The sequence below is a fragment of the Sulfurimicrobium lacus genome, assembly GCF_011764585.1.
GTDB classification, from domain to species: Bacteria; Pseudomonadota; Gammaproteobacteria; order Burkholderiales; family Sulfuricellaceae; genus Sulfurimicrobium; species Sulfurimicrobium lacus.
On the sequence record NZ_AP022853.1, the window covers coordinates 3,532,021 to 3,553,935 of the forward strand.

Annotated in this window: 24 protein-coding genes and 1 tRNA gene; 19 read left to right on the forward strand and 6 right to left on the reverse strand. The window is 60.9% G+C overall.

Features of this window, described 5'->3' with window-relative positions; all coding sequences use genetic code 11:
• Nucleotides 1-16: 16 nt before the first annotated feature.
• Nucleotides 17-985 carry a signal recognition particle-docking protein FtsY gene (gene ftsY, locus SKTS_RS17325; protein WP_173068046.1) on the reverse strand — a complete coding sequence of 323 codons (969 nt, stop codon included), beginning with the start codon at nt 983-985 and terminating at the stop codon, nt 17-19.
• A gap of 114 nt (nt 986-1,099) precedes the next feature.
• On the opposite strand from ftsY, the gene SKTS_RS17330 reads away from it, so the two are divergent.
• From SKTS_RS17330 to SKTS_RS17350, 5 genes are read left to right on the forward strand one after another with little or no spacing between them, the layout of a single operon-like run.
• Nucleotides 1,100-2,440 (forward strand): M16 family metallopeptidase, encoded by a 1,341-nt coding sequence (locus tag SKTS_RS17330; RefSeq protein ID WP_173069397.1) that lies wholly within the window; start codon nt 1,100-1,102, stop codon nt 2,438-2,440.
• Nucleotides 2,430-3,758 carry a M16 family metallopeptidase gene (locus SKTS_RS17335; RefSeq protein ID WP_173068049.1) on the forward strand — a complete coding sequence of 443 codons (1,329 nt, stop codon included), beginning with the start codon at nt 2,430-2,432 and terminating at the stop codon, nt 3,756-3,758. Before SKTS_RS17330 ends, SKTS_RS17335 begins: the two co-directional genes overlap by 11 nt.
• The gene (gene rsmD, locus SKTS_RS17340; protein WP_173068052.1) at nt 3,745-4,290 is read left to right on the forward strand and encodes a 16S rRNA (guanine(966)-N(2))-methyltransferase RsmD; all 546 of its coding nucleotides are present in this window, start codon (nt 3,745-3,747) and stop codon (nt 4,288-4,290) included. The genes SKTS_RS17335 and rsmD overlap by 14 nt, the downstream gene beginning before the upstream one ends.
• Before the next feature lie 12 nt (nt 4,291-4,302).
• Nucleotides 4,303-4,788, forward strand: a complete 486-nt coding sequence (gene coaD / locus SKTS_RS17345) for a pantetheine-phosphate adenylyltransferase (protein WP_173068055.1) — start codon at nt 4,303-4,305, stop codon at nt 4,786-4,788.
• A 15-nt stretch (nt 4,789-4,803) separates the two neighbouring features.
• Nucleotides 4,804-5,052: a YfhL family 4Fe-4S dicluster ferredoxin gene (locus tag SKTS_RS17350; protein ID WP_173068059.1), complete on the forward strand. Its 249-nt coding sequence runs from the start codon at nt 4,804-4,806 to the stop codon at nt 5,050-5,052.
• Nucleotides 5,053-5,112: 60 nt separating this feature from the next.
• Here SKTS_RS17350 and SKTS_RS17355 read toward each other — a convergent pair whose 3' ends face one another.
• From SKTS_RS17355 to SKTS_RS17375, 5 genes are all read right to left on the reverse strand, one after another.
• Complete coding sequence (locus tag SKTS_RS17355) at nt 5,113-7,071, reverse strand: dynamin family protein (protein ID WP_173068062.1); 1,959 nt, start codon at nt 7,069-7,071, stop codon at nt 5,113-5,115.
• A 125-nt stretch (nt 7,072-7,196) separates the two neighbouring features.
• On the reverse strand, nt 7,197-8,012 hold the full coding sequence (mutM, locus tag SKTS_RS17360; RefSeq protein ID WP_173068066.1) for a bifunctional DNA-formamidopyrimidine glycosylase/DNA-(apurinic or apyrimidinic site) lyase: 816 nt from the start codon (nt 8,010-8,012) through the stop codon (nt 7,197-7,199).
• Nucleotides 8,005-9,345: a GldG family protein gene (locus SKTS_RS17365; protein ID WP_173068069.1), complete on the reverse strand. Its 1,341-nt coding sequence runs from the start codon at nt 9,343-9,345 to the stop codon at nt 8,005-8,007. The genes mutM and SKTS_RS17365 overlap by 8 nt, the downstream gene beginning before the upstream one ends.
• Nucleotides 9,342-10,079: an ABC transporter permease gene (locus tag SKTS_RS17370; RefSeq protein ID WP_173068072.1), complete on the reverse strand. Its 738-nt coding sequence runs from the start codon at nt 10,077-10,079 to the stop codon at nt 9,342-9,344. The genes SKTS_RS17365 and SKTS_RS17370 overlap by 4 nt, the downstream gene beginning before the upstream one ends.
• Nucleotides 10,076-10,843: an ABC transporter ATP-binding protein gene (locus SKTS_RS17375; RefSeq protein WP_173068075.1), complete on the reverse strand. Its 768-nt coding sequence runs from the start codon at nt 10,841-10,843 to the stop codon at nt 10,076-10,078. The genes SKTS_RS17370 and SKTS_RS17375 overlap by 4 nt, the downstream gene beginning before the upstream one ends.
• Before the next feature lie 346 nt (nt 10,844-11,189).
• On the opposite strand from SKTS_RS17375, the gene SKTS_RS17380 reads away from it, so the two are divergent.
• From SKTS_RS17380 to SKTS_RS17445, 14 genes are all read left to right on the forward strand, one after another.
• On the forward strand, nt 11,190-12,914 hold the full coding sequence (locus tag SKTS_RS17380; RefSeq protein WP_173068078.1) for a tetratricopeptide repeat protein: 1,725 nt from the start codon (nt 11,190-11,192) through the stop codon (nt 12,912-12,914).
• A 118-nt stretch (nt 12,915-13,032) separates the two neighbouring features.
• Nucleotides 13,033-13,581, forward strand: a complete 549-nt coding sequence (lolB, locus tag SKTS_RS17385; RefSeq protein WP_173068081.1) for a lipoprotein insertase outer membrane protein LolB — start codon at nt 13,033-13,035, stop codon at nt 13,579-13,581.
• Complete coding sequence (gene ispE, locus SKTS_RS17390) at nt 13,566-14,414, forward strand: 4-(cytidine 5'-diphospho)-2-C-methyl-D-erythritol kinase (RefSeq protein WP_173068083.1); 849 nt, start codon at nt 13,566-13,568, stop codon at nt 14,412-14,414. Before lolB ends, ispE begins: the two co-directional genes overlap by 16 nt.
• Nucleotides 14,415-14,418: 4 nt before the next feature.
• Nucleotides 14,419-14,493 (forward strand) — tRNA-Gln (locus tag SKTS_RS17395).
• A 60-nt stretch (nt 14,494-14,553) separates the two neighbouring features.
• Nucleotides 14,554-15,504 (forward strand): ribose-phosphate diphosphokinase, encoded by a 951-nt coding sequence (locus tag SKTS_RS17400; protein ID WP_173068086.1) that lies wholly within the window; start codon nt 14,554-14,556, stop codon nt 15,502-15,504.
• A 116-nt stretch (nt 15,505-15,620) separates the two neighbouring features.
• The gene (locus tag SKTS_RS17405; protein WP_173068089.1) at nt 15,621-16,235 is read left to right on the forward strand and encodes a 50S ribosomal protein L25/general stress protein Ctc; all 615 of its coding nucleotides are present in this window, start codon (nt 15,621-15,623) and stop codon (nt 16,233-16,235) included.
• Between the two features lie 85 nt (nt 16,236-16,320).
• Complete coding sequence (gene pth / locus SKTS_RS17410; RefSeq protein ID WP_173068092.1) at nt 16,321-16,905, forward strand: aminoacyl-tRNA hydrolase; 585 nt, start codon at nt 16,321-16,323, stop codon at nt 16,903-16,905.
• The gene (locus tag SKTS_RS17415) at nt 16,902-17,645 is read left to right on the forward strand and encodes a pseudouridine synthase (RefSeq protein WP_173068095.1); all 744 of its coding nucleotides are present in this window, start codon (nt 16,902-16,904) and stop codon (nt 17,643-17,645) included. Before pth ends, SKTS_RS17415 begins: the two co-directional genes overlap by 4 nt.
• Before the next feature lie 155 nt (nt 17,646-17,800).
• Nucleotides 17,801-18,037, forward strand: coding sequence for a hypothetical protein (locus SKTS_RS17420; protein ID WP_173068098.1), 237 nt, complete (start codon nt 17,801-17,803; stop codon nt 18,035-18,037).
• 125 nt (nt 18,038-18,162) lie between these two features.
• Nucleotides 18,163-19,254, forward strand: coding sequence for a redox-regulated ATPase YchF (gene ychF / locus SKTS_RS17425; protein WP_173068101.1), 1,092 nt, complete (start codon nt 18,163-18,165; stop codon nt 19,252-19,254).
• Between the two features lie 54 nt (nt 19,255-19,308).
• Nucleotides 19,309-19,617, forward strand: a complete 309-nt coding sequence (locus tag SKTS_RS17430) for a PsiF family protein (protein WP_173068104.1) — start codon at nt 19,309-19,311, stop codon at nt 19,615-19,617.
• A 153-nt stretch (nt 19,618-19,770) separates the two neighbouring features.
• Nucleotides 19,771-20,361, forward strand: coding sequence for a HyaD/HybD family hydrogenase maturation endopeptidase (locus SKTS_RS17435; protein ID WP_244617382.1), 591 nt, complete (start codon nt 19,771-19,773; stop codon nt 20,359-20,361).
• Nucleotides 20,358-20,717, forward strand: a complete 360-nt coding sequence (locus SKTS_RS17440; RefSeq protein ID WP_173068106.1) for a hydrogenase expression/formation C-terminal domain-containing protein — start codon at nt 20,358-20,360, stop codon at nt 20,715-20,717. The genes SKTS_RS17435 and SKTS_RS17440 overlap by 4 nt, the downstream gene beginning before the upstream one ends.
• A 108-nt stretch (nt 20,718-20,825) precedes the next feature.
• Nucleotides 20,826-21,914, forward strand: coding sequence for a hydrogenase small subunit (locus SKTS_RS17445; RefSeq protein ID WP_173068109.1), 1,089 nt, complete (start codon nt 20,826-20,828; stop codon nt 21,912-21,914).
• The last annotated feature ends 1 nt before the right edge of the window (nt 21,915 follow it).

Consider the following 21,915-nt stretch of genomic DNA (forward strand, 5'->3'; position numbering starts at 1 on the left):
CCCTTTTTGAGTTCGGCTATTCGAACAAGGCTGCGACAAATTCCTGCGCCACGAACGGACGCAAGTCGTCGACTTTTTCACCCACCCCGATAAAACGCACGGGTATCGGTCGGCCGCGCGCAATGGCAGCGATGATGCCGCCTTTTGCCGTGCCGTCCAGTTTCGACAGCACCAGGCCGGTGAGCTGCAGCGCGTCGTCGAAGGCCTTGACCTGAGCCAGTCCGTTCTGGCCGGTGTTGGAGTCGAGCACCAGCAACACCTCGTGAGGTCCGCTGGGGTCGGCCTTGGCGACAACGCGTTTGACCTTCTTGATTTCTTCCATCAGGTGCAACTGCGTCGGCAAGCGGCCAGCGGTGTCCGCCAGGACCACGTCGATGCCGCGCGCCTTGGCGGCATGGATAGCATCGAATATCACGGCGGCGGAATCGCCGCCTTCCTGGGCGATCACCGTGACATTGTTGCGCTCGCCCCACACCATCAACTGCTCCCGCGCAGCGGCGCGAAACGTGTCGCCAGCCGCCAGCAGCACCGATTTACCCTGGGACTGGAAATACTTGGCCAACTTGCCGATGGTGGTGGTTTTACCGGCGCCGTTCACGCCCGCCAGCATGATGATGAACGGGCGATGGCCAGATATGTCCAGCGGCTGTTCCAGCGGCTGCAGCAGAGCTAGCAGGGATTGCTGCACCGCTCCTTTCAGTTGGGCCGCATCGGTCAGGCCTTCGCGCCTGACGCGCGCGCGCAGGTCGTCGAGCAAGTATTGGGTTGCGGTCACGCCAACATCGGAGGTGAGGAGAATAGTCTCCAGCTCTTCATACAACTCCGCGTCGATCTTGCCGCCGCCGCTGAACAAGTTCGTCAGCTTTCTGCCGAATTGTTCCCGCGTACGCGAGAGCCCCTGCTTCAGGCGAGCCGCCCAGCTTTCAGGCTTGCTTTGCGCGACCTCTTCGGCAACCGGTTCTGTTTTCTTGAAGAAACTAAACATGGGCAATCAGGTCTGTCCTGTTGTGGCAGTGGAATGGCTTATAATCCACGTCATTTTATCCCGAACAGATGCTTAATAGTAGGAGGTTGCGTGTATAGAAAAGCGTTGCTGGGCATGGCACTGCTCGGGCTTTCCGGCGTGGTCGCGGCAAACCCGTACGAATACAAGCTGGCCAACGGGCTGAAGGTCGTCGTCAAGGAAGACCCTCGCGCCCCGGTGGTGGTGTCGCAGATCTGGTACCGCGCGGGCAGCATGGACGAAGTGAACGGTACGACCGGGGTGGCGCACGTGCTGGAACACATGATGTTCAAAGGAACGCGCAAGGTGCCGGCGGGCCAGTTTTCCAAAATCATCGCCGAGGCGGGAGGACGCGAGAACGCCTTCACCAGTCACGATTACACCGCCTATTTTCAGCAGCTCCAGGTCGACAAGCTGCCGCTGGCATTCAAGCTCGAGGCCGACCGGATGGCGAATCTGGCGCTGACGGAGCGGGAATTCTCAAAAGAAATCAAAGTGGTCATGGAAGAGCGCCGGATGCGCACCGACGACAACCCGCAGTCGCTGGTGGGGGAGCAACTCAACGCACTGGCCTTCGAGGCTCACCCCTACCACCACCCGATAGTCGGCTGGATGAACGATCTGGAAAACATGCGTGTGGAAGATGCCCGGACCTGGTACCGAACCTGGTATGCGCCCAATAACGCCACGCTGGTCGTGGTGGGCGACGTCAAGCACGATGCGGTGTTCCGTTTGGCGCAGCAGTATTTCGGACCGCTCAAACCGCACGCCCTGCCCTCCCGCAAACCCCAGAAAGAGCCGCTGCAACGTGGTATCAAGAAGGTAACGGTCAAAGCGCCCGCCAAGCAGCCCTACGTCGCGATGGCTTACCGCACGCCGGTTTTGCGGAACGTCACCGAGGATTGGGAACCTTATGCGCTGGAAATCCTGGCGGGCGTGCTCGACGGCTATTCGGCGGCGCGGCTGAATCAGTCCCTGGTGCGGGAAAGCCGCCTGGCCAACGATGTCGGCGCCGGTTACGACGATATATCGCGCGGGCCGGGTCTGTTCATCATCGACGGCACGCCGAGCGAGGGCAAGAGCGTGGCCGAACTGGAACAGGGCATTCGCGACCAGATCGTCAAACTGCAGCGCGACGGCGTCAGCGAGGAGGAATTGCAGCGGGTGAAGGCACAGGTCGTGGCGGCGCAAGTCTATCAACGCGACTCCATGTTCTACCAGGGCATGCTGATCGGCAACCTGGAAAGCACGGGCCTCTCCTGGCGCGACGAAAAAACACTGCTGGCAAAACTGAACGACGTGACCGCGGCACAGGTGAAGGAAGTCGCCATCAAATACCTGCAGAACGACGGGCTCACGGTGGCCACGCTCGACCCCCAGCCACTCGATGGCAAGCAGCAGCCCCAACCCCAGGCAGGAGAATTCCATGTGCACTAAACGATCCGCCGGCATCTGGTTTTGGAGCGTTCTAGCATTGCTGTTCTCTGGCATTGCCAGTGCCGGCCTGCCGATTCAGCATTGGCAGAGCGCCAATGGCGCCCGGGTCTATTTCGTGGAGAGCCACGGCTTGCCGTTGCTCGACGTGAGCGTCGATTTCGACGCCGGAACGCGCCGCGATACGGCAGAAAAAGCAGGCTTGGCAAATTTGACCTCGCACATGCTTGACCTCGGGGCCAACGGAATGTCGGAAGAAGATATTTCACGCCGACTTGCCGATGTGGGCGCGCAACTTGGCGCCACCATCGATCCCGATCGCGCCGGCATGTCGTTGCGCACCCTGAGCAGCACACGGGAACGCACCCAGTCACTGGATTTGATGACAAAAATCCTGCAGCAGCCCGACTTCCCTGCCACGGCTCTGGAACGCGAAAAAGCGCGTGTTATCGCCGCATTGCAGGAAGAAGACACCCAGCCCGGCCCCATCGGACAAAAAGCCTTCCAGGCCGCGCTCTACGGCAACCATCCTTATGGGCTCCCCGGTGCAGGAAAGGTGGAAACCGTATCCAAGCTGCAGCGCCAGGATCTGCTTGATTTTTTCCACCAGCATTACGTCAGCGAATCCGCAGTCATCGCCATCGTGGGAGATGTGAGCCGGACGGAGGCGGCAGCCATTGCCGATCAACTCTCGGCCGGCCTGCCCCACGCAAATGGTACCTTGCCTCCATTGCCCGCAGTAACGCCGCTCTCCCAGGCGGAAACCATCCGTCTGCCGCACCCGGCAAGCCAGAGCCACATCCTGCTGGGAGTGCCGGGCATGAGCCGCAGCGATCCGGATTATTTCCCTCTCTTCGTCGGCAACTATATTCTCGGCGGTGGCGGATTCGCCTCGCGCCTGACGGAAGAAGTGCGCGAAAAGCGCGGCCTGGCCTACAGCGTATACAGCTACTTCATCCCGCTGGCACAGCCGGGACCGTTTCAGATTGGCCTCCAGACCAAGCGCGATCAGGCAACCGAAGCGCTGGATATCACCCGAGCCACGCTGCGCCGCTTCGTCGCCGACGGCCCGACAGCAGACGAGTTGCGCCATGCCAAACAAAATCTGATCGGCAGTTTCCCCTTGCGCCTCGACAGCAACCGTAAAATCCTCGGCTATCTCTCCTTGATCGGCGATTACAGGCTGCCGCTGGACTATCTCGACCAGTTCCCCAAGAACGTGGACAAGGTCACGCTCATGGATGTGAAAAGCGCTTTCCAGCGCCATGTCGACCCAAAAACAATGGTGACGGTCATCGTCGGCGGCGATGGCAAAAAGTAATCGGGTTCGCATTGTTGGCGGCGCCTGGCGCAGCCGCCTGCTTCCCTTTCCAGAGGTGCCCGGCTTGAGGCCTACTCCGGACCGCGTCAGGGAAACGCTGTTCAACTGGCTGGGCCAGATGATGGATGGCAAAACCTGCCTGGACCTTTTTTCGGGTAGTGGCGCGTTGGGCTTTGAAGCTGCATCGCGCGGCGCCAAGCAAGTTGTGATGGTGGAACGCGATGCCAAGGTCGCATGCTCGCTACGCGACAACACAGCAACATTGCACGCAGAAAATTGTGAACTAGTGGTGGCAGATGCGCTAAAATTCCTGGATCAGGAAACGCGCCGCTTCGATGTGATTTTCGTCGACCCGCCTTATGATTTTCATCTTTTGCCGCGTGTACTACCCCTGCTGCTGGACCGCCTTACCGAAGACGGCATGGTTTACACCGAATGCGACACCACTTTGGAAATTGAGCCCGAATGGCAGGTTTGGCGCAGCGGCAAAGCAGGACAGGTACATTATTATTTACTCAGGAAAGCCAGTTAGGGCTCGTTAAACATGCTCAAGGCGGTCTACCCCGGCACCTTCGACCCCATCACCCGAGGCCACGAGGATTTGGTGCGACGTGCATCCCGTCTGTTCGGCGAAGTCATCGTGGCGGTGGCAGACAGCCGCACCAAGCAGCCGTTCTTCAGCCTCGACGAGCGCGTGGAGATGGCGACTTCGGTTTTGGCGGACTGCCCCAATGTACGTGTGACTGGATTCTCGGGACTGCTGATACATTTTCTGCAGCTTCAGGATGCGAAAATTATTCTGCGCGGTTTGCGGGCGGTATCCGATTTTGAATACGAGTTTCAACTGGCGGGGATGAACCGCAACCTCTACCCCAATGTCGAAACCATTTTTCTCACGCCATCCGAACAGTACATGTTCATTTCAGCCAGTATGGTGCGCGAAATTGCGCTGCTGGGTGGGGATGTGAGCCAGTTTGTTCAGCCGGCGGTATGCGCCAGGCTCGACAGCAAAATTATCAACCTTAACTAACGCGAGGAAACTGTCATGGCATTATTGATTACCGACGAATGCATCAACTGCGACGTGTGCGAACCCGAGTGCCCCAACGGCGCGATTTCGCAGGGCGATGAAATTTACATCATCGACCCCGCCTTGTGCACCGAGTGCGTAGGTCATTACGACGAGCCGCAATGCATTTCGGTTTGCCCGGTGGATTGCATTATCGTCAATCCGGAACACACCGAGAGCAAGGAGCAGTTGCAGGCCAAGTACGAGAAGCTCAGCGGAAAGTAATTTTTCCCGGATACAATAAGCCCCGCGGGATGTCGCCATCCGCGGGGCTTATTGTTGTTTTCAGGCCGCCAGTTGCTGGGGCGCGCTATCGAAGTCCAGCGCCTGTTCCATCTGCCGGCGCAGATTCCGCAGGTCGTCGAGCTGGGCGGTGATGACCGCTTCCATCTGCTCCAGTTCGGTAATGCGGTCTTCCAGCGTATCCGTCGCCTTGTGGATGCGCTTGATGCTTTCCAGGCGGCGACGTAGTTGCAGCTGATGCTCCCGCACCTGGGTTTCCATCGGTGCCATGACGGCTTTCAACCAGTTTTCAACATCGCGGTTGGCCACTTCATAGACGTGAATCACGCGGCTGGCGATGGTTTCGAAGAACTTGGTGGTGAGGGTGAACTGCTCGTTGGTCAGCATGTTCAGCGCCGTATTGAAGTGGTCGTTGTAGCCTTTTTCCAGCTTGGCGACTTCCTTCAGGTATTTCAGCGTCGAGAAAGGTGGCGGACTGCTTTGCGACAGGCCGTGCTCCTCGCTGAACTTCTTGTACATGCTGTCCATCATGTGCTTGATTTCTTCGATCTGCTGGCCGGACTTGTTGATATTGTCCGTCACGTCCTTGAAGAACCTGTTCATCGCGATGCTGATGCCCTTGCTGAAACGGCTGCTGACCATGGCATCGCGGGTATTCTTCACTTCCACCTTGAGGGCATCCATGCCGAGGTGGGTGAAAAGAATGTTGGTTTGTTGCGAGAACACGCTGCGTAACGCCTGGAAGCGCTGCAGGCCTTTCTCGAAGTTTTCCTTGTCGAGCTTGACCTTTTCCATCATGTGCTCGATCACGTCTTCATTCTTGCCGCGCAGGCCCTTGAGTTCATCCAGTTGTTCGCATACCCCGCTCATGCGTGCATCGAGAATGGAATGCGTCACGCCCATCATGTCTTCGACTTCGCTCTGGGTGTTGTCGCGCACGATTTCCTGCTTGGAAGGAATCAGCTCGTCGGTCAGCGCCTTTTCCAGCGCCGGCAGACGGCTCTTGTCGAGCAGTTCGGGATCATGGTTGATCTTGGCCAGCAGACCTTTCTGCGCAGAAATGGGGAACACCTGCGAAGCCTTGATCCCCAGCAGCTCGGCGCTGATGTTTACCTGGGACTGGATTTCGCGCTCGATTTCTTCTTCGCTCTTGAGCTCGTCCCACAGGCCATCAATCTTGTTCAGCACCACCAGCCGGCCTTTTTGGCGCCCCTGCGGATTACCCACGTAATCGCGCCACACCTCGATGTCGGTCTTGGTCACGCCGGTATCGGCCGCGAGCATGAAAAGCACCGCATGGGCGTTGGGCAGCATGTTGATGGTGAGCTCCGGCTCTGTGCCGATGGCATTGAGTCCGGGGGTGTCGAGAATGACCAGCCCCTGCTTCAGCAAAGGGTGCGGGAAATTGATGATGGCGTGACGCCAGCAGGGCACTTCGACCGTGCCGTCGGCCTGCACGGTGAAGGCGTTGTCCGGGTTGCTTTCGTCATAGAGACCGAAACGGGCGGCTTCTTCCTTGCTCACGCGCTTGACCTGGCTGACTTGCTGGAAGGCAGTCAGCATGCCTTCAGCGGAATCGGTATTGAGCGGGAAAACCTGCCACTCGTCCACGTAGCGTTTGTATTCGGTAGTGGTGGTATCGGTGGCGCGCGTTTCGATCGGCAGCAATTGAATGCAGGCTTCGCGTCCATCTTCGTACATCAGCTCGGTGGGGCACATGGTGGTGCGGCCGGCGCTGGAAGGCAACAGACGCAGGCCGTAGCCGGCGAAGAAAATGGCGTTGATGAGTTCCGACTTGCCGCGCGAGAACTCTGCCACGAAGGCCACGTTGAGCTTGTCGTCACGCAAGCGGTCGACAATGTGCTGAATGCGCAGATCGCTCTGGCCGTCGTTCAGTTCCTGTTCGTTGAGCCAGTTGCGATAGTTGCTGATGCTGTCGGACAGGCCGCTGCGCCATGCGCTGTATGCTTCGAAGTGTGCGACCAGATTCTCGTTTGTCATGGATTCCCCCGTAGCCGGTCATCGGCAATGCCATCGTACTTTAGCATAAAAAATAGATTAATCAATGTGGTCCGTGCGTGTTCTAAGCGTTTTTCTGATGCGTCGATTGTGCAATTTACGTGCCACTAGCGCTGGCAATCGGGACAGTAAAAAGTCGAGCGCTGACCCTGCCTTAACAGTCGGATAGGGACACCGCATTGCCGGCACGGCTCTCCGGCGCGCCCGTAGACGAAATACTGCTGTTGGAAATAGCCCGGCTTGCCGTTGCTGTCCACGAAATCGCGCAGGCTGCTCCCCCCCGCGGCAATGACCTGTTGCAACACGTCCTTGACCGCCCGCGCCAGCCGGTCGCAACGCGACGCGCCGACACGTCCGGCCGGCGTAGTTGGCCGGATAGCCGCGCGGAACAGCGCTTCATTGGCGTATATGTTACCAACGCCGACCAGCAGATGGCTGTCCATCAGCGTTTGCTTGATGCTGCCCTTTTTTCCGCGGGTATGGCGATAAAGCCACGCGCCATCGAAATCGTTGGTCAGCGGTTCCACGCCCAGGTGCGCCAGCAGCGGGTGACGCAGCGGGTCAGTTTCTGTCCAGATTACGGCACCGAAGCGGCGCGGGTCGCGCAAACGCATGCAAAAACCGCTTTCCAGCACCAGGTCGAAATGGTCGTGTTTTTCCGCGAGAGCATCAGACGGCAGGATGCGCAGGCTGCCGGACATTCCCAGATGCAGGATCAGCCAGCCCCGGCCGCAATCCATCAACAGGTATTTTCCGCGCCGCCCGATACCGCGAATTTCCAGTCCCGGCAGGATGTGCGCCAGTTCTGCCAGGATGGGAACACGCAGGCGGGCATCGCGCACGATAACGGCGTGGATGCGCTGGCCGCGAAGGTGCGGCTCGAGCCCGCGACAGGTAGTTTCGACTTCGGGCAATTCAGGCATTGCGGCGGCGCCAAACGAAAATCGCGGCACCGAAAAACACCAGCGGCACGCCGATCAGGAAGCCAAGCGCCAGCGCCGAGGCAGCCGTTTTACCGAGGTTCAGTCCGGCATCGACAGTGTTCTTGGGCTGGATGGCGATGAGATTGGCGTCGCCCGCCAGCCAATTGAGCAGGTCGATGCCCAGATCGAGGTTTCCGCCTCGGCCGAGATAAGCATTGGCGAGGAAATCGCCACTCCCGATCACGGCGATGCGCTGCCGTCCCTCCTCGCTTTCCCGTTCCAGCGCGCGGCCAACCACGACCGGGCCAGCCACGTCCTGCGGCGGGTCGAAAGCGGCATGTTCGTCCGCAGCGCCGCTTTCCACCCAACTTCGCGCCGCGGTCTCGACAAGCGGGGTGACGTGCCATGCCGGATCATCGTTGACGCCGATGGCCCGTGCGCGCGGGAAGACGGTAACGAGGTCGAATTGAGCCGTCACGGGATGCGGCCCATACTGCGCCGCCACGGCGGTGTCCGGGGCAAGCCCCAGTTCTCGCGCAGCGGGGTCGACGACCACGCCGGGGGTGAGCGCAAGCCCCAGCATTTCCGCCACGGGCTGCAGCCCGTGCAAGTCGCCGGGCTCGAGCAGCCATAGCAGATTGCCGCCGCGCGCGAGGTAGCGCTTGATCTTGTCCGCCTCGCCCGGCAGAACTTCGCTGCGCGGCTGGGTCAACACCAGCACGCTGACATCGGCAGGCACCTCGGCATCGGCAGCAAGATTCAAGGGCACAGTACGAAACCCCTTGTGCGTCAGCTGACGGCCGAACTCGCCGAGATCATGCGGCGCGCCGCCGTCCAGCCTGCGCTCACCGTGACCGACCAGCGCGGCCACCAGCCGCTCGTGGCCGCGGGCGAGACGCATCAGGGCGTTGGTAAAGTCTTGCTCGTTGAGCGTGGAGAGATGCTCGCTGCGGCCGCGATAGTCCAGCACCAGCTCGCCGTTGACCTGTACGCCCGCGGCTCGGGCTAGCTGCGGCAGCTCGGCGGGATCGACGAACTTGAATTTCAGATCCGGCTTGAGGCGCTGATAGCGCGCGACGAAATCCCGGATCGGCTGGCGCAGATCGCCATATTGCGGGTCCTGCAGCGTGGCGTAAGCGGTCACTTCAAGCGCCCCCGGCATGGTGTCGAGGACTTTGCGACTGACCGGGCTCAGGGTGTGGCGACCGTTCTGGGTAAGGTCCCACTGCCAGTGATAGTGCTGGCTCAAATAACCCGCCACGCCCATCGCGGCCAGGAACAGCAGCAACAAGACCGGCTGATGGCGGCGCAACCAGGAGAGCGTTTTTTTCATGGCAGCCGGTCCCGGTCCAGACGCAGCACGGTCAACACCAGGAAAGTCGCTGCAAACAGCAGGAAATAGGCGACGTCCGCCGTGTCCAGCAGACCGCGATTAGCTTGCCCGAAATGCTGCAGCAGCGACAAGGCACGCAACGGAGCGATTTCCTGTGTCGCGATATCGAGCAGCCACAAGCCGAGCGCAACTGCGATCCCGCTGATCGCGGCCATCGCCGGGTGGGCGGTGAGGCTGGAAAAATAAAGCCCCAGCGCGGCAAGACAGGCTGCCAGCAGCACTAGCCCGATCAGACCGACCGACAGCAAGCCGGCATCGAGGGGGCCGCCGGAAAAAAGAGCCAGCGCCATGGCCGCAGCAAGCGCGACGAGCAGGCAGAGAAACGCCCACAGCGCGAGGAACTTGCCCATCACGATGGTGCCGAGCGACAACGGCGCAGAAAGCAGCAGCGGCAGCGTGTGGTTGCGACGTTCCTCGGCAATCAGGCGCATTGCGAGTACCGGGGTGATCACCAGCAGTATCATGGCGGTGGCCCCGAACAGCGGCGCAACGACCATTTCCGTCACGCCGGGCGGATTGGCGAGCTGGAGCAACTGGCCTTGCACGCTGAGAAAAGCGTCCACCTGGTTGAGGAACAGCCAGGCCAATACCAGCTGCAGCGCGCCCAGGACGGTCCACGCCAGCGGCGAGCTGAAAAGAATCCTGAGTTCCTTGGCGGCGATAGTGGCGATCATGTCGGAGCTTCCTGTCGCGTAAGACGTACAAACATTGCTTCCAGGCCATTTTCGCATGCGCCGTCTTCCTGCCACTGACGCCGCAACTCCGCCATGTCGCCGCTGAACACGACGCGCCCCTGATGCAGGATCAGCACCCGGTCGCACAGCGCCTCGGCCTCGGCCAGGATATGGGTGGACAGAATTACGCTATGGGTACGCCCCAACGTCGCGATCAGCTCGCGGATCTCGCGAATCTGCAACGGGTCGAGGCCGGCGGTAGGCTCGTCCAGAATGATCACCGACGGGTTGTGAACGATAGCCTGGGCAATGCCCACCCGTTGCCGATACCCCTTGGAAAGGCCGCCGATCAGCCGCTTCGCCACCTCGTCCAGTCCGCAACACTGCAGCGCCCGGCTGACGGCCGCATCCAGCTCCGCTTTAGGCACGCGGTGCTGACGCGCTGCCAGGCGCAGGAATTCGCGCACCGTAAGCTCCCGGTAGAGGGGCGGAATTTCGGGCAGATAACCGAGATTCGCCTTAGCCGCCTCGGGTTGCTCGCTCAGGTCAACACCGCATATTTCGACGCTGCCCGAACTCGGCGCTAGATTGCCGCTCAAAATCTGCATGGTCGTCGATTTGCCGGCGCCATTGGGACCGAGCAGGCCCAGCACCTCGCCCGGATGCAAATCCAGGTCGAGCAGGTCGACCGCAACGCGCGTGCCATAACGGCGACTGAGCTTGCGCGCACGCAATGAAGGAAGGATGTCGGGCTTAGGGCTCATAAATGGATAACTTGAGCATACGTTGCTGTGTATTCGGGATGGATGCAAGGCGCGAGACGCGGGCAATGGTTATTCCATTGCCAAGTCTCGCAACGCCGCAGACGCCCGAATACACAGCAACCCGTCGGGCTGGGGCTGTTTGGGGCGCATCCCGGCGTTGCGAACCGCTTGTTGTGAATGACACAACCGCACGGCACGCGCCTTGGCCTGCGCCCCAAACAGCCCCAGCGTATGTTCAAGTTATCCATTTATGAGCCCTAATGTTCAAAGTGGCAAATTCAAAAGGTTGTGCCTATACTTGGCGGGCGTTGTTTCCAAATTATACTTGAGACCCTGAGCATCCAAGATGCCTACTTTGAAACTTGACTCCATTGTATTGACCGCCTCCCTGCTGGCCTTGTCCGCATGCGCACCGGCGCCGCTGAAGGCGCCGCTCACCGCAGCGCCAGCACCTGCCGCCGAAGCCAAAAAACCTGCGTTGCCGAATCAGGAGCTCACTTCCCAGAGCCTGTATCAATATCTGGTCGGAGAAGTAGCACTGCAACGCAACCAGCCGGAACTGGCAGCCGATGCGCTGCTGGACCTGGCAAAAAACAGCCGCGACCCGCGCCTGGCCAAGCGCGCCACCGAAGCCGCCGTGCAGGGACGGCAGGCAATTCAGGCCGCCAATGCGGCTGAGCTATGGCAATCGCTGGAACCGGACTCGCCCCAGGCCACCCAGGCTGCCGCGGCACTGCTCCTCAACAGTGGCCGCTTGAGCGAGTCGCGTCCCTACCTGGAAAAAATCCTCGCCGGTGAAGGCGAAAGCCGCGCCAATGGTTTCCTCCACATCAACCAGATGCTGGCCCGTCAACGCGACCGTGACGCCGTGCTGGAACTGGTGCGCGAACTGGCAAAACCCTATCCGGAGCTTGCCGAGGCCCACTTTGCGGTTGCCCAGGCGGCCTGGAATGCCGGAAAACACGACGAAGCGTTTGCCGAATTGCGCCGCGTAGACACACTGAAACCAGGCTGGGAGCCAGCCGCGCTGTTCCGCGGGCTGGCGCTGCAGCAAACATCCGTCCCAGACGCACTGGGGTTCTACCGCGACTTTCTGCAGGATCACCCCAAAGCGAGGGAAGTACGACTCGCCTATGCCCGCTTGCTGGTAGGCGAGAAACAGTACCACCAGGCGCGCGCCGAGTTCCAGCGCGTGATGGACGACGCCCCCAATAATCCCGACATCGCTTTTGCCATCGGCCTGCTCGCCATGCAGGAAGGCGATTTCGAAGCCGCCGACACCTACCTGCAGAAAGCCCTTGGCAACGGCTATAAAGACAGCGACGTGGTGCGTCTCTATCTCGGCCAGGTTGCCGAGGAGCGCAAACGCTGGGATGAAGCAACGAAATGGTACGACAGCGTGGAGCAAGGTGAGTACTACATCAACGCCCAGACCCGTCATGCCTCCCTCCTCGCCAAACAGGGGAAACTGGACGAAGCGCGCCAGCGCTTGCAGCAGGCCCAGGCTCAGAACAACCAGCAACGGGCCGCGCTGATTCAGGCCGAAGCGCAATTGCTGCGCGAAGCCCGGATGTATCAGGATGCTTTCGACGTGCTGGGCAAAGGCATGGAAAAACTGCCCAACAATCCCGAACTGCTCTACGACCATGCCATGGCTGCGGAAAAACTGGACAAGCTCGACGTGATGGAAAAGGATTTGCGTCACCTGATCCAGCTCAAGCCCGACAACGCCCACGCCTACAATGCGCTGGGCTACACCTTTGCGGAGCGCGGCATCCGCCTTCCCGAAGCGCGCGATCTGGTGGAAAAAGCCGCGGCGCTGGCACCTGAAGACGCGTTCATCATGGACAGCCTGGGCTGGGTCTATTTCCGCCTCGGCCAGCCTGCCAAGGCACTGGAAATCTTGCGCCACGCGCTGGAACTGAGCCGCGACCCGGAAATCGCGGCACACCTCGGTGAAGTGCTGTGGAGCCAGGGACAACACGACGAAGCGCGCAGCGTGTGGCAGTCCGCCCTGAAGCAATCCCCGGAGAACGAAGCTTTACGCAATGTCATGCAAAAATTCAAGTAGCTGGCTAAATGCAACACTCGCGCAGCGAGCCTTCGCCCCCCTCTCACGCATGCGGGGGAGGGCAGGGGTGGGGGAAACGGCCATTGCGAATTGTATAAACGGTTGTAGCACTTTTGCCATGACCGTTTGGCTTGTGTGCCTGCTACTGCTGGGCGGATGCGCCGCACCGACGGTCAGGCAGATGGGGGCCGCCGTACCGCCCCACACCTTTCAGTTGCAGGGCCGCATCGGGGTACGCTACGGAACACAGGGCTTTTCCGGCAATTTCAACTGGCGGCATGGCGTTCAAGACGACGAAATCCTGCTGCTCTCCCCGCTGGGGCAGGCAGTGGCACGCATCGAACGCGATCCGACTGGTGTTCGGCTGGACACTTCCGACGGCCACTACGCAGCCCAGGACGCGGCCGAACTGACGCAAAGCATTCTGGGCTGGCGCCTGCCGCTGGACGGGATGCAATACTGGGTGACCGGGCAGCAGGCGCCGGACGGCGCAGCGAACATCACGCGCGACGCCGCCATGAATGTCATCCGCCTGCGGCAGCAACAATGGGAAATCGAATATCCCGAATACCGGGCGGAGGGCGCCTACGTCCTGCCGTCCCGCGTCGTGATGCGCAACGGCACCCTGGAACTCAAGCTGGTGGTGGATAAATGGACTTTACCGTGAACGCAAAATCCTACCCCGCACCCGCAAAACTCAACCTGTTTCTCCATGTCGTGGGACGCCGCCCGGACGGCTACCACCTGCTGCAAAGCGTGTTCCGCTTTCTCGACTACGGCGATCGATTGCACTTCAAGCTGCGCCAGGACGGGCGGGTAACGCGCACCACCGATCTCCCCGGCGTCCCGCAAGAGAAGGATCTGGTGGTACGCGCCGCACGCCTGCTGCAGGAAGCGACCGGCTGTACGCTCGGCGTCGATATCGCGGTGGAAAAACACCTGCCCATGGGCGGCGGTCTGGGTGGGGGCAGCTCCGACGCGGCGACGGTGTTGCTGGCGCTGAACCGCCTATGGCATTTGGCCCTGCCGCGCGTCGAACTGCAACGTCTCGGCCTGCAGCTCGGCGCGGATGTGCCGGTGTTCGTCTTCGGCGAAAGCGCCTTCGCCGAGGGCGTGGGCGAACTGCTCCAGCCTGTCAGCCTGCCGCCGGCCTGGTATGTCGTGATCGTGCCCGCGGTGGCGGTGGCGACCGCAGAGATTTTTGCTGCGCCGGAATTGACACGCGACACGACTTCGATCAAAATGTGCGACCTCTCGACAGCCCAGCTTCGCAACGACTTGCAAGCCGTGGTATGTGCGAGGTATCCCGAAGTGGCAACATGCCTAAACTGGCTTGAACAGTTCGGCAATGCCAGGATGACAGGATCAGGCGCATGCGTATTCGCAGAATTCGCGACGCAACACGAAGCGCACCAGGCACTGGCGCGCAAACCTGCGAAATGGCAGGGATTCGTGGCGCAAGGGCTTGATCGGCATCCACTGCGGGATTATGCAGACTAATCATTGGGGAGTCGCCAAGTGGTAAGGCACCGGATTTTGATTCCGGCATTCGTAGGTTCGATCCCTACCTCCCCAGCCATACATTCAGGGGCGGGCATTCCGCCCCTTTGGTTTTTATATTCGCTGAGATAGGCTCGTCATGGCGTACGGCAGCATGATGGTTTTTACCGGCAACGCCAATCCACGGCTTGCCGAAGAAGTGGTCAAGCACCTCAATCTCCCACTCGGGCGCGCGGTAGTCGGGCGCTTTTCCGATGGCGAGGTGATGGTCGAGCTCATGGAACATGTGCGTGGCAAGGACGTCTTCGTGCTCCAGTCCACCTGCATGCCCACCAACGACACCCTGATGGAAGTCATGGTGATGGTGGATGCCCTCAAGCGCGCTTCCGCCGGACGCATCACCGCCGCCATCCCCTACTTCGGCTATGCCCGCCAGGATCGCCGTCCACGCTCCGCCCGCGTGAGCATTACCGCCAAGGTCGTGGCTAACATGCTGCAAAGCGCCGGTGTCGACCGCCTGCTGACCATGGACCTGCACTCGGACCAGATCCAGGGCTTTTTCGACATCCCGGTGGACAACATCTACGCCTCCCCGATATTGCTCGGCGACGTGTGGAAGCACGACCACAAGAACCTGATCGTGGTATCGCCCGACGTCGGCGGCGTGGTTCGCGCCCGTGCGCTGGCCAAGCGACTGGAATCGGACCTGGCGATTATCGACAAGCGCCGTCCCAAGCCCAACGTGGCCAAGGTGATGAACATCATCGGCGACGTATCCGGCCGCACCTGCGTGCTGATGGACGATCTGGTCGACACCGCCAACACCCTGTGCGAAGCAGCGGCAGCCCTGAAAGACCACGGCGCGGTGCGCGTAGTGGCCTACTGTACCCACCCGGTGCTGTCCGGCAGCGCGGTGGAGCGGGTGATGAATTCCCACCTCGACGAACTGGTCGTCACCGACACCATTCCGTTACGCGAGGAAGCGAAAGCCTGCGGACGTATCCGCCAGCTTTCCGTGGCCGAACTGCTGGCCGAAACGATGCGCAGAATCAGCAACGAGGACTCGGTGAGTTCCTTGTTTATGGAATAGCAATCAGCTTTCAGCGATCAGCCGTCAGCTTGAAACTGACGGCTGAAAGCTGACGGCTGACAGCTTGTTAAACCGCCTGGTCGCGGGCGGTTTTTTGTTAACTTTTGGAGTAAAAAATGAAAACTGAATTTAACGCAACCTTGCGCACGGTGCAGGGAACGGGTGCGAGCCGCCGTCTCCGTCGTGCAGGCAAAGTACCGGCCATCGTCTATGGCGCCGGCCAGGATGTCGCAGTGATCGAACTGGATCACAACGAAATTTACCACGCCCTGCGTCGCGAAACTTTCCACGCCTCCCTGCTCACCATGAACCTGGGCTCAGCCAAGGAAATGGTAGTGCTGCGCGATTACACGATGCATCCTTTCCGCCAGCAGGTCATGCACGTGGACTTCCAGCGCGTGGACCAGAAAGCAAAAATGCACATGAAGGTGCCGTTCCACTTCATCAACGCCGACCTGGCTCCGGGCGTGAAGCTGACCGGCGGTACAGTGAACCACGTCATGACCGAAGCCGATGTGAGCTGCCTGCCCAAGAATCTGCCCGAGTTCATCGAAGTGGACCTGGCAAACCTGGCTGCCGGCCATTCCATCCACCTGTCCGAAATCAAGCTGCCCAAGGGCGTCGAGTTCGTACAGGTTGTGCATGGTGACGACGCCCCGGTGGCGAACATCAAGGTTCCTCGCGGCGGTGGCGCAGCTGCCGAAGGTGCTGAAGAAACAGCGGCCGCCTGATCCTTCCTGCGCTGCGGCGCAGGAACATAAAAAGCCCGTCACTCCCTGATTGACGGGCTTTTTTTATCCAAGGAGGAAAACGCAGATGCCCGGTATTCGGCTGATTGTCGGTTTAGGCAACCCCGGTCTGGAATATGAGGACACCCGTCACAACGCCGGTTTCTGGTGGGTGGAACGGATTGCTGCCGCCCGCAAAGCCATGTTCAACGCGGAAAAAAAGTTTCACGGACTGACGACGCGCGCCCACCTCGACGGCCATGAAACCTGGTTGCTCAAACCGCAGACCTTCATGAACCGCAGCGGCCAGGCCGTTGGCGCGCTGGCTGGCTTCTACAAAATCACCCCGGAAGAAATCCTGGTCGTCCATGACGAGCTGGACCTTGCGCCCGGCGATGCGCGCCTCAAGAAAGGCGGCGGCCACGGCGGACACAATGGCCTCAAGGACATCATCGCTCATCTCGGCACGCCCGATTTCTGGCGTCTGCGCATCGGCATCGGCCACCCCGGCGACAAAAACCAGGTTGCGGATTACGTCCTGCACCCTGCGCGCCGCGAAGAACAGGAGTTGATCGAGTCAGCCGTGGACAAAAGCCTGCCCCTGCTGCCGCAAATACTGGCAGGCGATTTTCCCGCTGCCATGCTGAAGCTGCATACCAAGGCCGCGAAATGAGCAAGCAGCCTCTTGACCGCATCCTGCAATCGCAGGGCTTCGGTACGCGCAAGGCCTGTCGGCGCATGATCGAAGACGGCGAGGTGTCGATCGGCAGCGAGACGGTCAGCGACCAGCGCGCCGTTTTCGAAACCAGCGGGCTCGAATTCACGCTGTTCGACGAACGCTGGGCCTACCGCGAACATGTATACATCGCTCTGCACAAGCCTGCCAGTTACGAGTGTTCGAGAAAGCCCAGCCACCACCCCGGCGTGCTGTCGCTGTTGCCGGAGCAATTTACCTGGCGCGACGTACAGCCGGTGGGCCGCCTCGATCACGACACCACCGGCCTGTTGCTAATGTCCGACGACGGCGCCTTCATCCACGCTCAATCTTCCCCCAAACGGCATATCCCCAAAGTCTACGTGGCCACCGCGCACGACCCGGTGACGCCCGCGCTGGTCGACCTCCTGCTGGCGGGGGTGCAATTGCACGACGAGCCCGCGCCGCTGGCCGCGGTGACCTGCCGCCAAATCGCCGCGCACCAGCTGGAAATCGTGCTGGAACAGGGAAAATACCACCAGGTCAAACGCATGCTGGCGGCCGCCGGCAACCATTGCACCGCCCTGCACCGCGCGGCGATCGGCGCGTTGACGCTCGAGGCATTGAACCTGGATGCGGGAGCCTGGTGTTATCTCGACCAGGCACAGCTGGATTTGCTGGCGCCCGACGCCGAGCGGGGCAACACACCGGCAACTTGAGCCGCTCGCCGACATTCACACTATTGTCATAGTGTCATGGATCGGCTACTCTCAATTGATAACAAAGAGTTGCTGACAGGCTCCGCCAGCTATCGCCTGCCGCAGGATACACTTAAAACCAATGTTGGCGATCAACCCCTCGAGAGGAGAGAGGCATGTCGGGCAAACACAAGCATCGTACCGGGCTGGACCGCCGCAAACGCGACGCAGGACCGCCAGCCGGCTGGAAGGAGCGCAGGCGCAACCCCGAGCGCAGAATGCCGGAAGTTGAAGAAATCTCGATCGAGGAGTTCCAGCGTCTCATGCAAGCCAGCGGCGCTGCAACGCCAAGCCATGCGGAGAGCACGGAAGAAGAAGTAGTTTTCGATTGGGACGAAGTCAGGAAGCTTTAGCCGTCGTTCTTTGGAGTGAGAACCCCGCCGCGTTATAATCGCGAATTGCCCGGAGCGACACGCCCGCGGAAATTCCTCGACATCCGCGTTGGATGCGCAGGAGCATCACTATTTAAAGGATTTTCATGAGTCTCCAATGCGGTATCGTCGGCCTGCCCAACGTCGGCAAGTCCACCCTGTTCAACGCCATCACCAGCGCCGGCATCGCGGCGGAAAATTACCCCTTCTGCACCATCGAGCCCAACGTCGGCATCGTCGAAGTACCCGACCCGCGCATCGATGCGCTGGCGGAAATCGTCAAGCCGCAGAAACTGCAGCACGCCATCATGGAGTTCGTCGACATCGCCGGCCTGGTGGCCGGGGCGAGCAAGGGAGAAGGGCTGGGCAACAAGTTCCTCGCCAACATCCGCGAAACCGACGCCATCGCCCACGTGGTGCGCTGCTTCGAAAACGTGGACGTGATACATGTGGCAGGCAAGGTCGACCCCGTTTCCGACATCGAAGTGATCAACACCGAACTGGCGCTGGCCGACCTGGAGACGGTGGAAAAAGCCGTGCTGCGCAGCAACAAGCTGGCCAAATCCGGCGACAAGGATGCCCAGCGCATGATGGCGCTGCTGGAAAAAGTGCGCGCCACTCTGGATCAAAGCCTGCCCGCCCGCAGCCTGAATCTGGACAAGGAAGAAGCCGCCCTGCTCAAGCCGCTGTGCCTGATGACCCTGAAGCCCACCATGTACATCGCCAACGTGGATGAAGGCGGTTTCAGCAACAACCCCCATCTCGAAAAAGTCGAACAGCTGGCCGCCAAGGAAGGCGCCCCGGTGGTCGCGATCTGCGCCGCCATCGAAGGCGAAATCGCCGACCTGGACGAAGCCGACAAGAAGGAATTCCTCGCCGATATGGGCCTCGAAGAGCCGGGCCTCAACCGCGTCATCCGCGCCGCCTACAAGCTGCTCGGGCTGCAGACCTACTTCACTGCCGGCGTCAAGGAAGTGCGCGCCTGGACCATCCACATCGGCGACACCGCCCCGCAGGCCGCGGGCGTGATCCACACCGACTTCGAACGCGGCTTCATCCGCGCCCAGACCATCGCCTTCGAGGATTTCGTCGCCTGCAAGGGCGAACAGGGCGCCAAGGAAGCCGGCAAGATGCGTTCGGAAGGCAAGGAATACGTGGTACGGGACGGGGACGTGCTGAATTTCCTGTTTAATGTTTAGTCAGATTGCATTAGCATTGCTTTTCCTATTTAACAGATGAAACGGGAGAGCCGCATGAAAAAACTGATTGTTGCCGCCATTGCCCTGGCATTAGCCAGCCCTCTGGCTTTTGCCGGTCCGCAGCAGGAAAAGATGAAGGAATGTAATGCGAGCGCCAAAACCAAAGACCTCAAGGGGGATGCTCGCAAGTCTTTCATGAAGGAATGCCTGAGCGCCAAGAAGCCTGAGGACAAGAAGCCTGAAGAAGCCGCAGCCCCGACGACCCAGCAGAACAAGATGAAACAGTGCAACAAGGAAGCTGGCGACAAGGCGCTCAAGGGCGACGATCGCAAGAAATTCATGAGCGACTGCCTGAAAAAATAATCACAAGGGCGGGCCAACCGCCTGACTGACTGGACCTGAATGGGGCCTGCGCATGAACAGCGCCGGCCCCATTTTTTGCCCGGCTGTTCGCAAGCAGGTCCGAACCCGTGACAAGAATTCAGCAATCCCCCGCATTGATTTTTTCCGCCCCCGGTGCTAGCTTGGTCCGACCTGCCAAGCGAGGGAGCGGTTTATGCCAAAGCGTTGCTGCACTTGTGCCACAAGACGACGCCGTTCCTTCGCGTGCATCACGTCGTGACACCCCTTCCACCCCCCTTGCGCGTCATGGTCCTCGGCATCGGCAACACGCTGCTGCAGGACGAAGGCGCGGGCGTTCATGCCATGCACCGCCTGCAACTGGAATCCGCGGACCTGAGCGGGGTCGAGTTCGTGGATGGCGGCACGCTGAGCTTCACCCTGGCAGGCCCGATCGGCGCCGTCGATTGCCTGCTGGTCATCGACGCCGCCGAGCTGGGCGGCCCGCCCGGTACGGTCGAAGTGTTTCGCGACGCAGAAATGGATCGCTTTCTCGGCGCCAACCGCAAATGCAGCGTGCATGAAGTAGGCCTGCTCGACCTGCTGGCGATCACCCACCTGACCGACAGCCTGCCGCCGCAACGCGCATTGATCGGCATCCAGCCCGCCATGCTGGACTGGGGCGAAATCCCTTCCGCTGCGGTGGCGCAGGCCTTGCCGCTCGCCTGCGCCGCGGCACGGGAATTGATCCACGGCTGGCAATCATGAACGGCAACGCCGCACCGCTGCTGCACGAAATCGCCGCGCTGCTGGACAGCCTGGCGCGCACGGGCGAAGGCGGCAGCGTGCAACTGAACGGCCTGCCGCTCCTGCCGGGCGATTACGAGGCCCTGCAGGAAGCGCTGGGAGAAGGTGAACTCAGCGCCGAACTCCAGGCGCTCGGGCTCACGCAAATCCGCGAAACGGCACTGCACGGCGTGTGGTGGGTGACCCATCGCAACAGCGCGCATGAGGTCATGACGGAGTCGATCGAGGTGACGCGCTGCCCTGCGCTCCTGCAGACCCCGGCGGAAGACGTGAGCGAAGCGGCGCAGCGCTTGCGGGAAAGATTGCAGGCGAACTAACGGTCATGAAATTTGCCATGACCGTTTCCCCCACCCCAGCCCTCCCCCGCATGCGGGAGAGGGGGAAGCAGGCTCGCTATGCGAGTTTACGTAGCACAGGAGATCGTCATGGCTGATGAAAACTCGTTGGGCGCGATACTGCGAGCGCAAGGCGTCTCGCGGCGCGGCTTCCTCAAGTTCTGCAGCGCCATGGCCGCCCTCATGGCCCTGCCGCCGAGCATGGTTCCAGCCATCGCCGCCGCGCTGGACAAGGCTTTGCGGCCATCGGTGATCTGGCTCTCGTTCCAGGAATGCACCGGCTGCACCGAATCGCTCACCCGCTCCCATACCCCCACGCTGGAAGCCCTGATCTTCGACGCCATCTCCCTCGACTACCACCACACCCTGCAGGCGGCATCGGGCGAAGCGGCCGAAGCTGCGCGCGCAGAGGCGATGAAGAAGTTCTACGGCAAGTACCTGCTGGTGGTGGACGGCTCCATCCCGACCAAGGACGGCGGCGTGTATTCCACCATCGCCGGCATGAGCAATCTCGACATGCTGCAGGAAGCCGCAAAGGGTGCGGCGGCGATCATGGCAGTCGGCACTTGCGCGGCCTTCGGCGGGATTCCCCACGCCAATCCCAATCCCACTGGCGCGGTAGCGGTGTCGGACATCATCAAGGACAAGCCGATCATCAACGTTTCCGGCTGCCCGCCCATTCCGGTGGTGATTACCGGCGTGCTGGCGCATTACCTGACTTTCGGCACGCTGCCCGAACTCGACGACCTGGGACGGCCCAAGGTGTTTTACGGCGAATCCATCCACGACCGCTGTTATCGCCGTCCCTTCTACGACCAGGGCAAGTTCGCCAAAACCTTCGACGACGAGGGCGCGCGCAACGGCTGGTGCCTGTTCGAACTGGGCTGCAAGGGACCGACCACCTTCAACGCCTGTGCCACCACCAAGTGGAACCAGGGCACCAGCTTCCCCATCGAATCCGGCCATGGCTGCCTGGGATGCTCGGAGCCGAATTTCTGGGATGCCGGCAGCTTCTACCAGGCGCTCTCGACACCGATCACCCCGGTCGGCAAGGCCGCCGCCGTCGCTGCGGCAGCGGGCATCGTCGGCGGTGCCGCCATCGCCATGCACAACCGCCACGTCAAGGGCGCCGCCAAGTCGGAGCACCAGACCGTGACGGTAAAAGACCTGGAGAAATGAC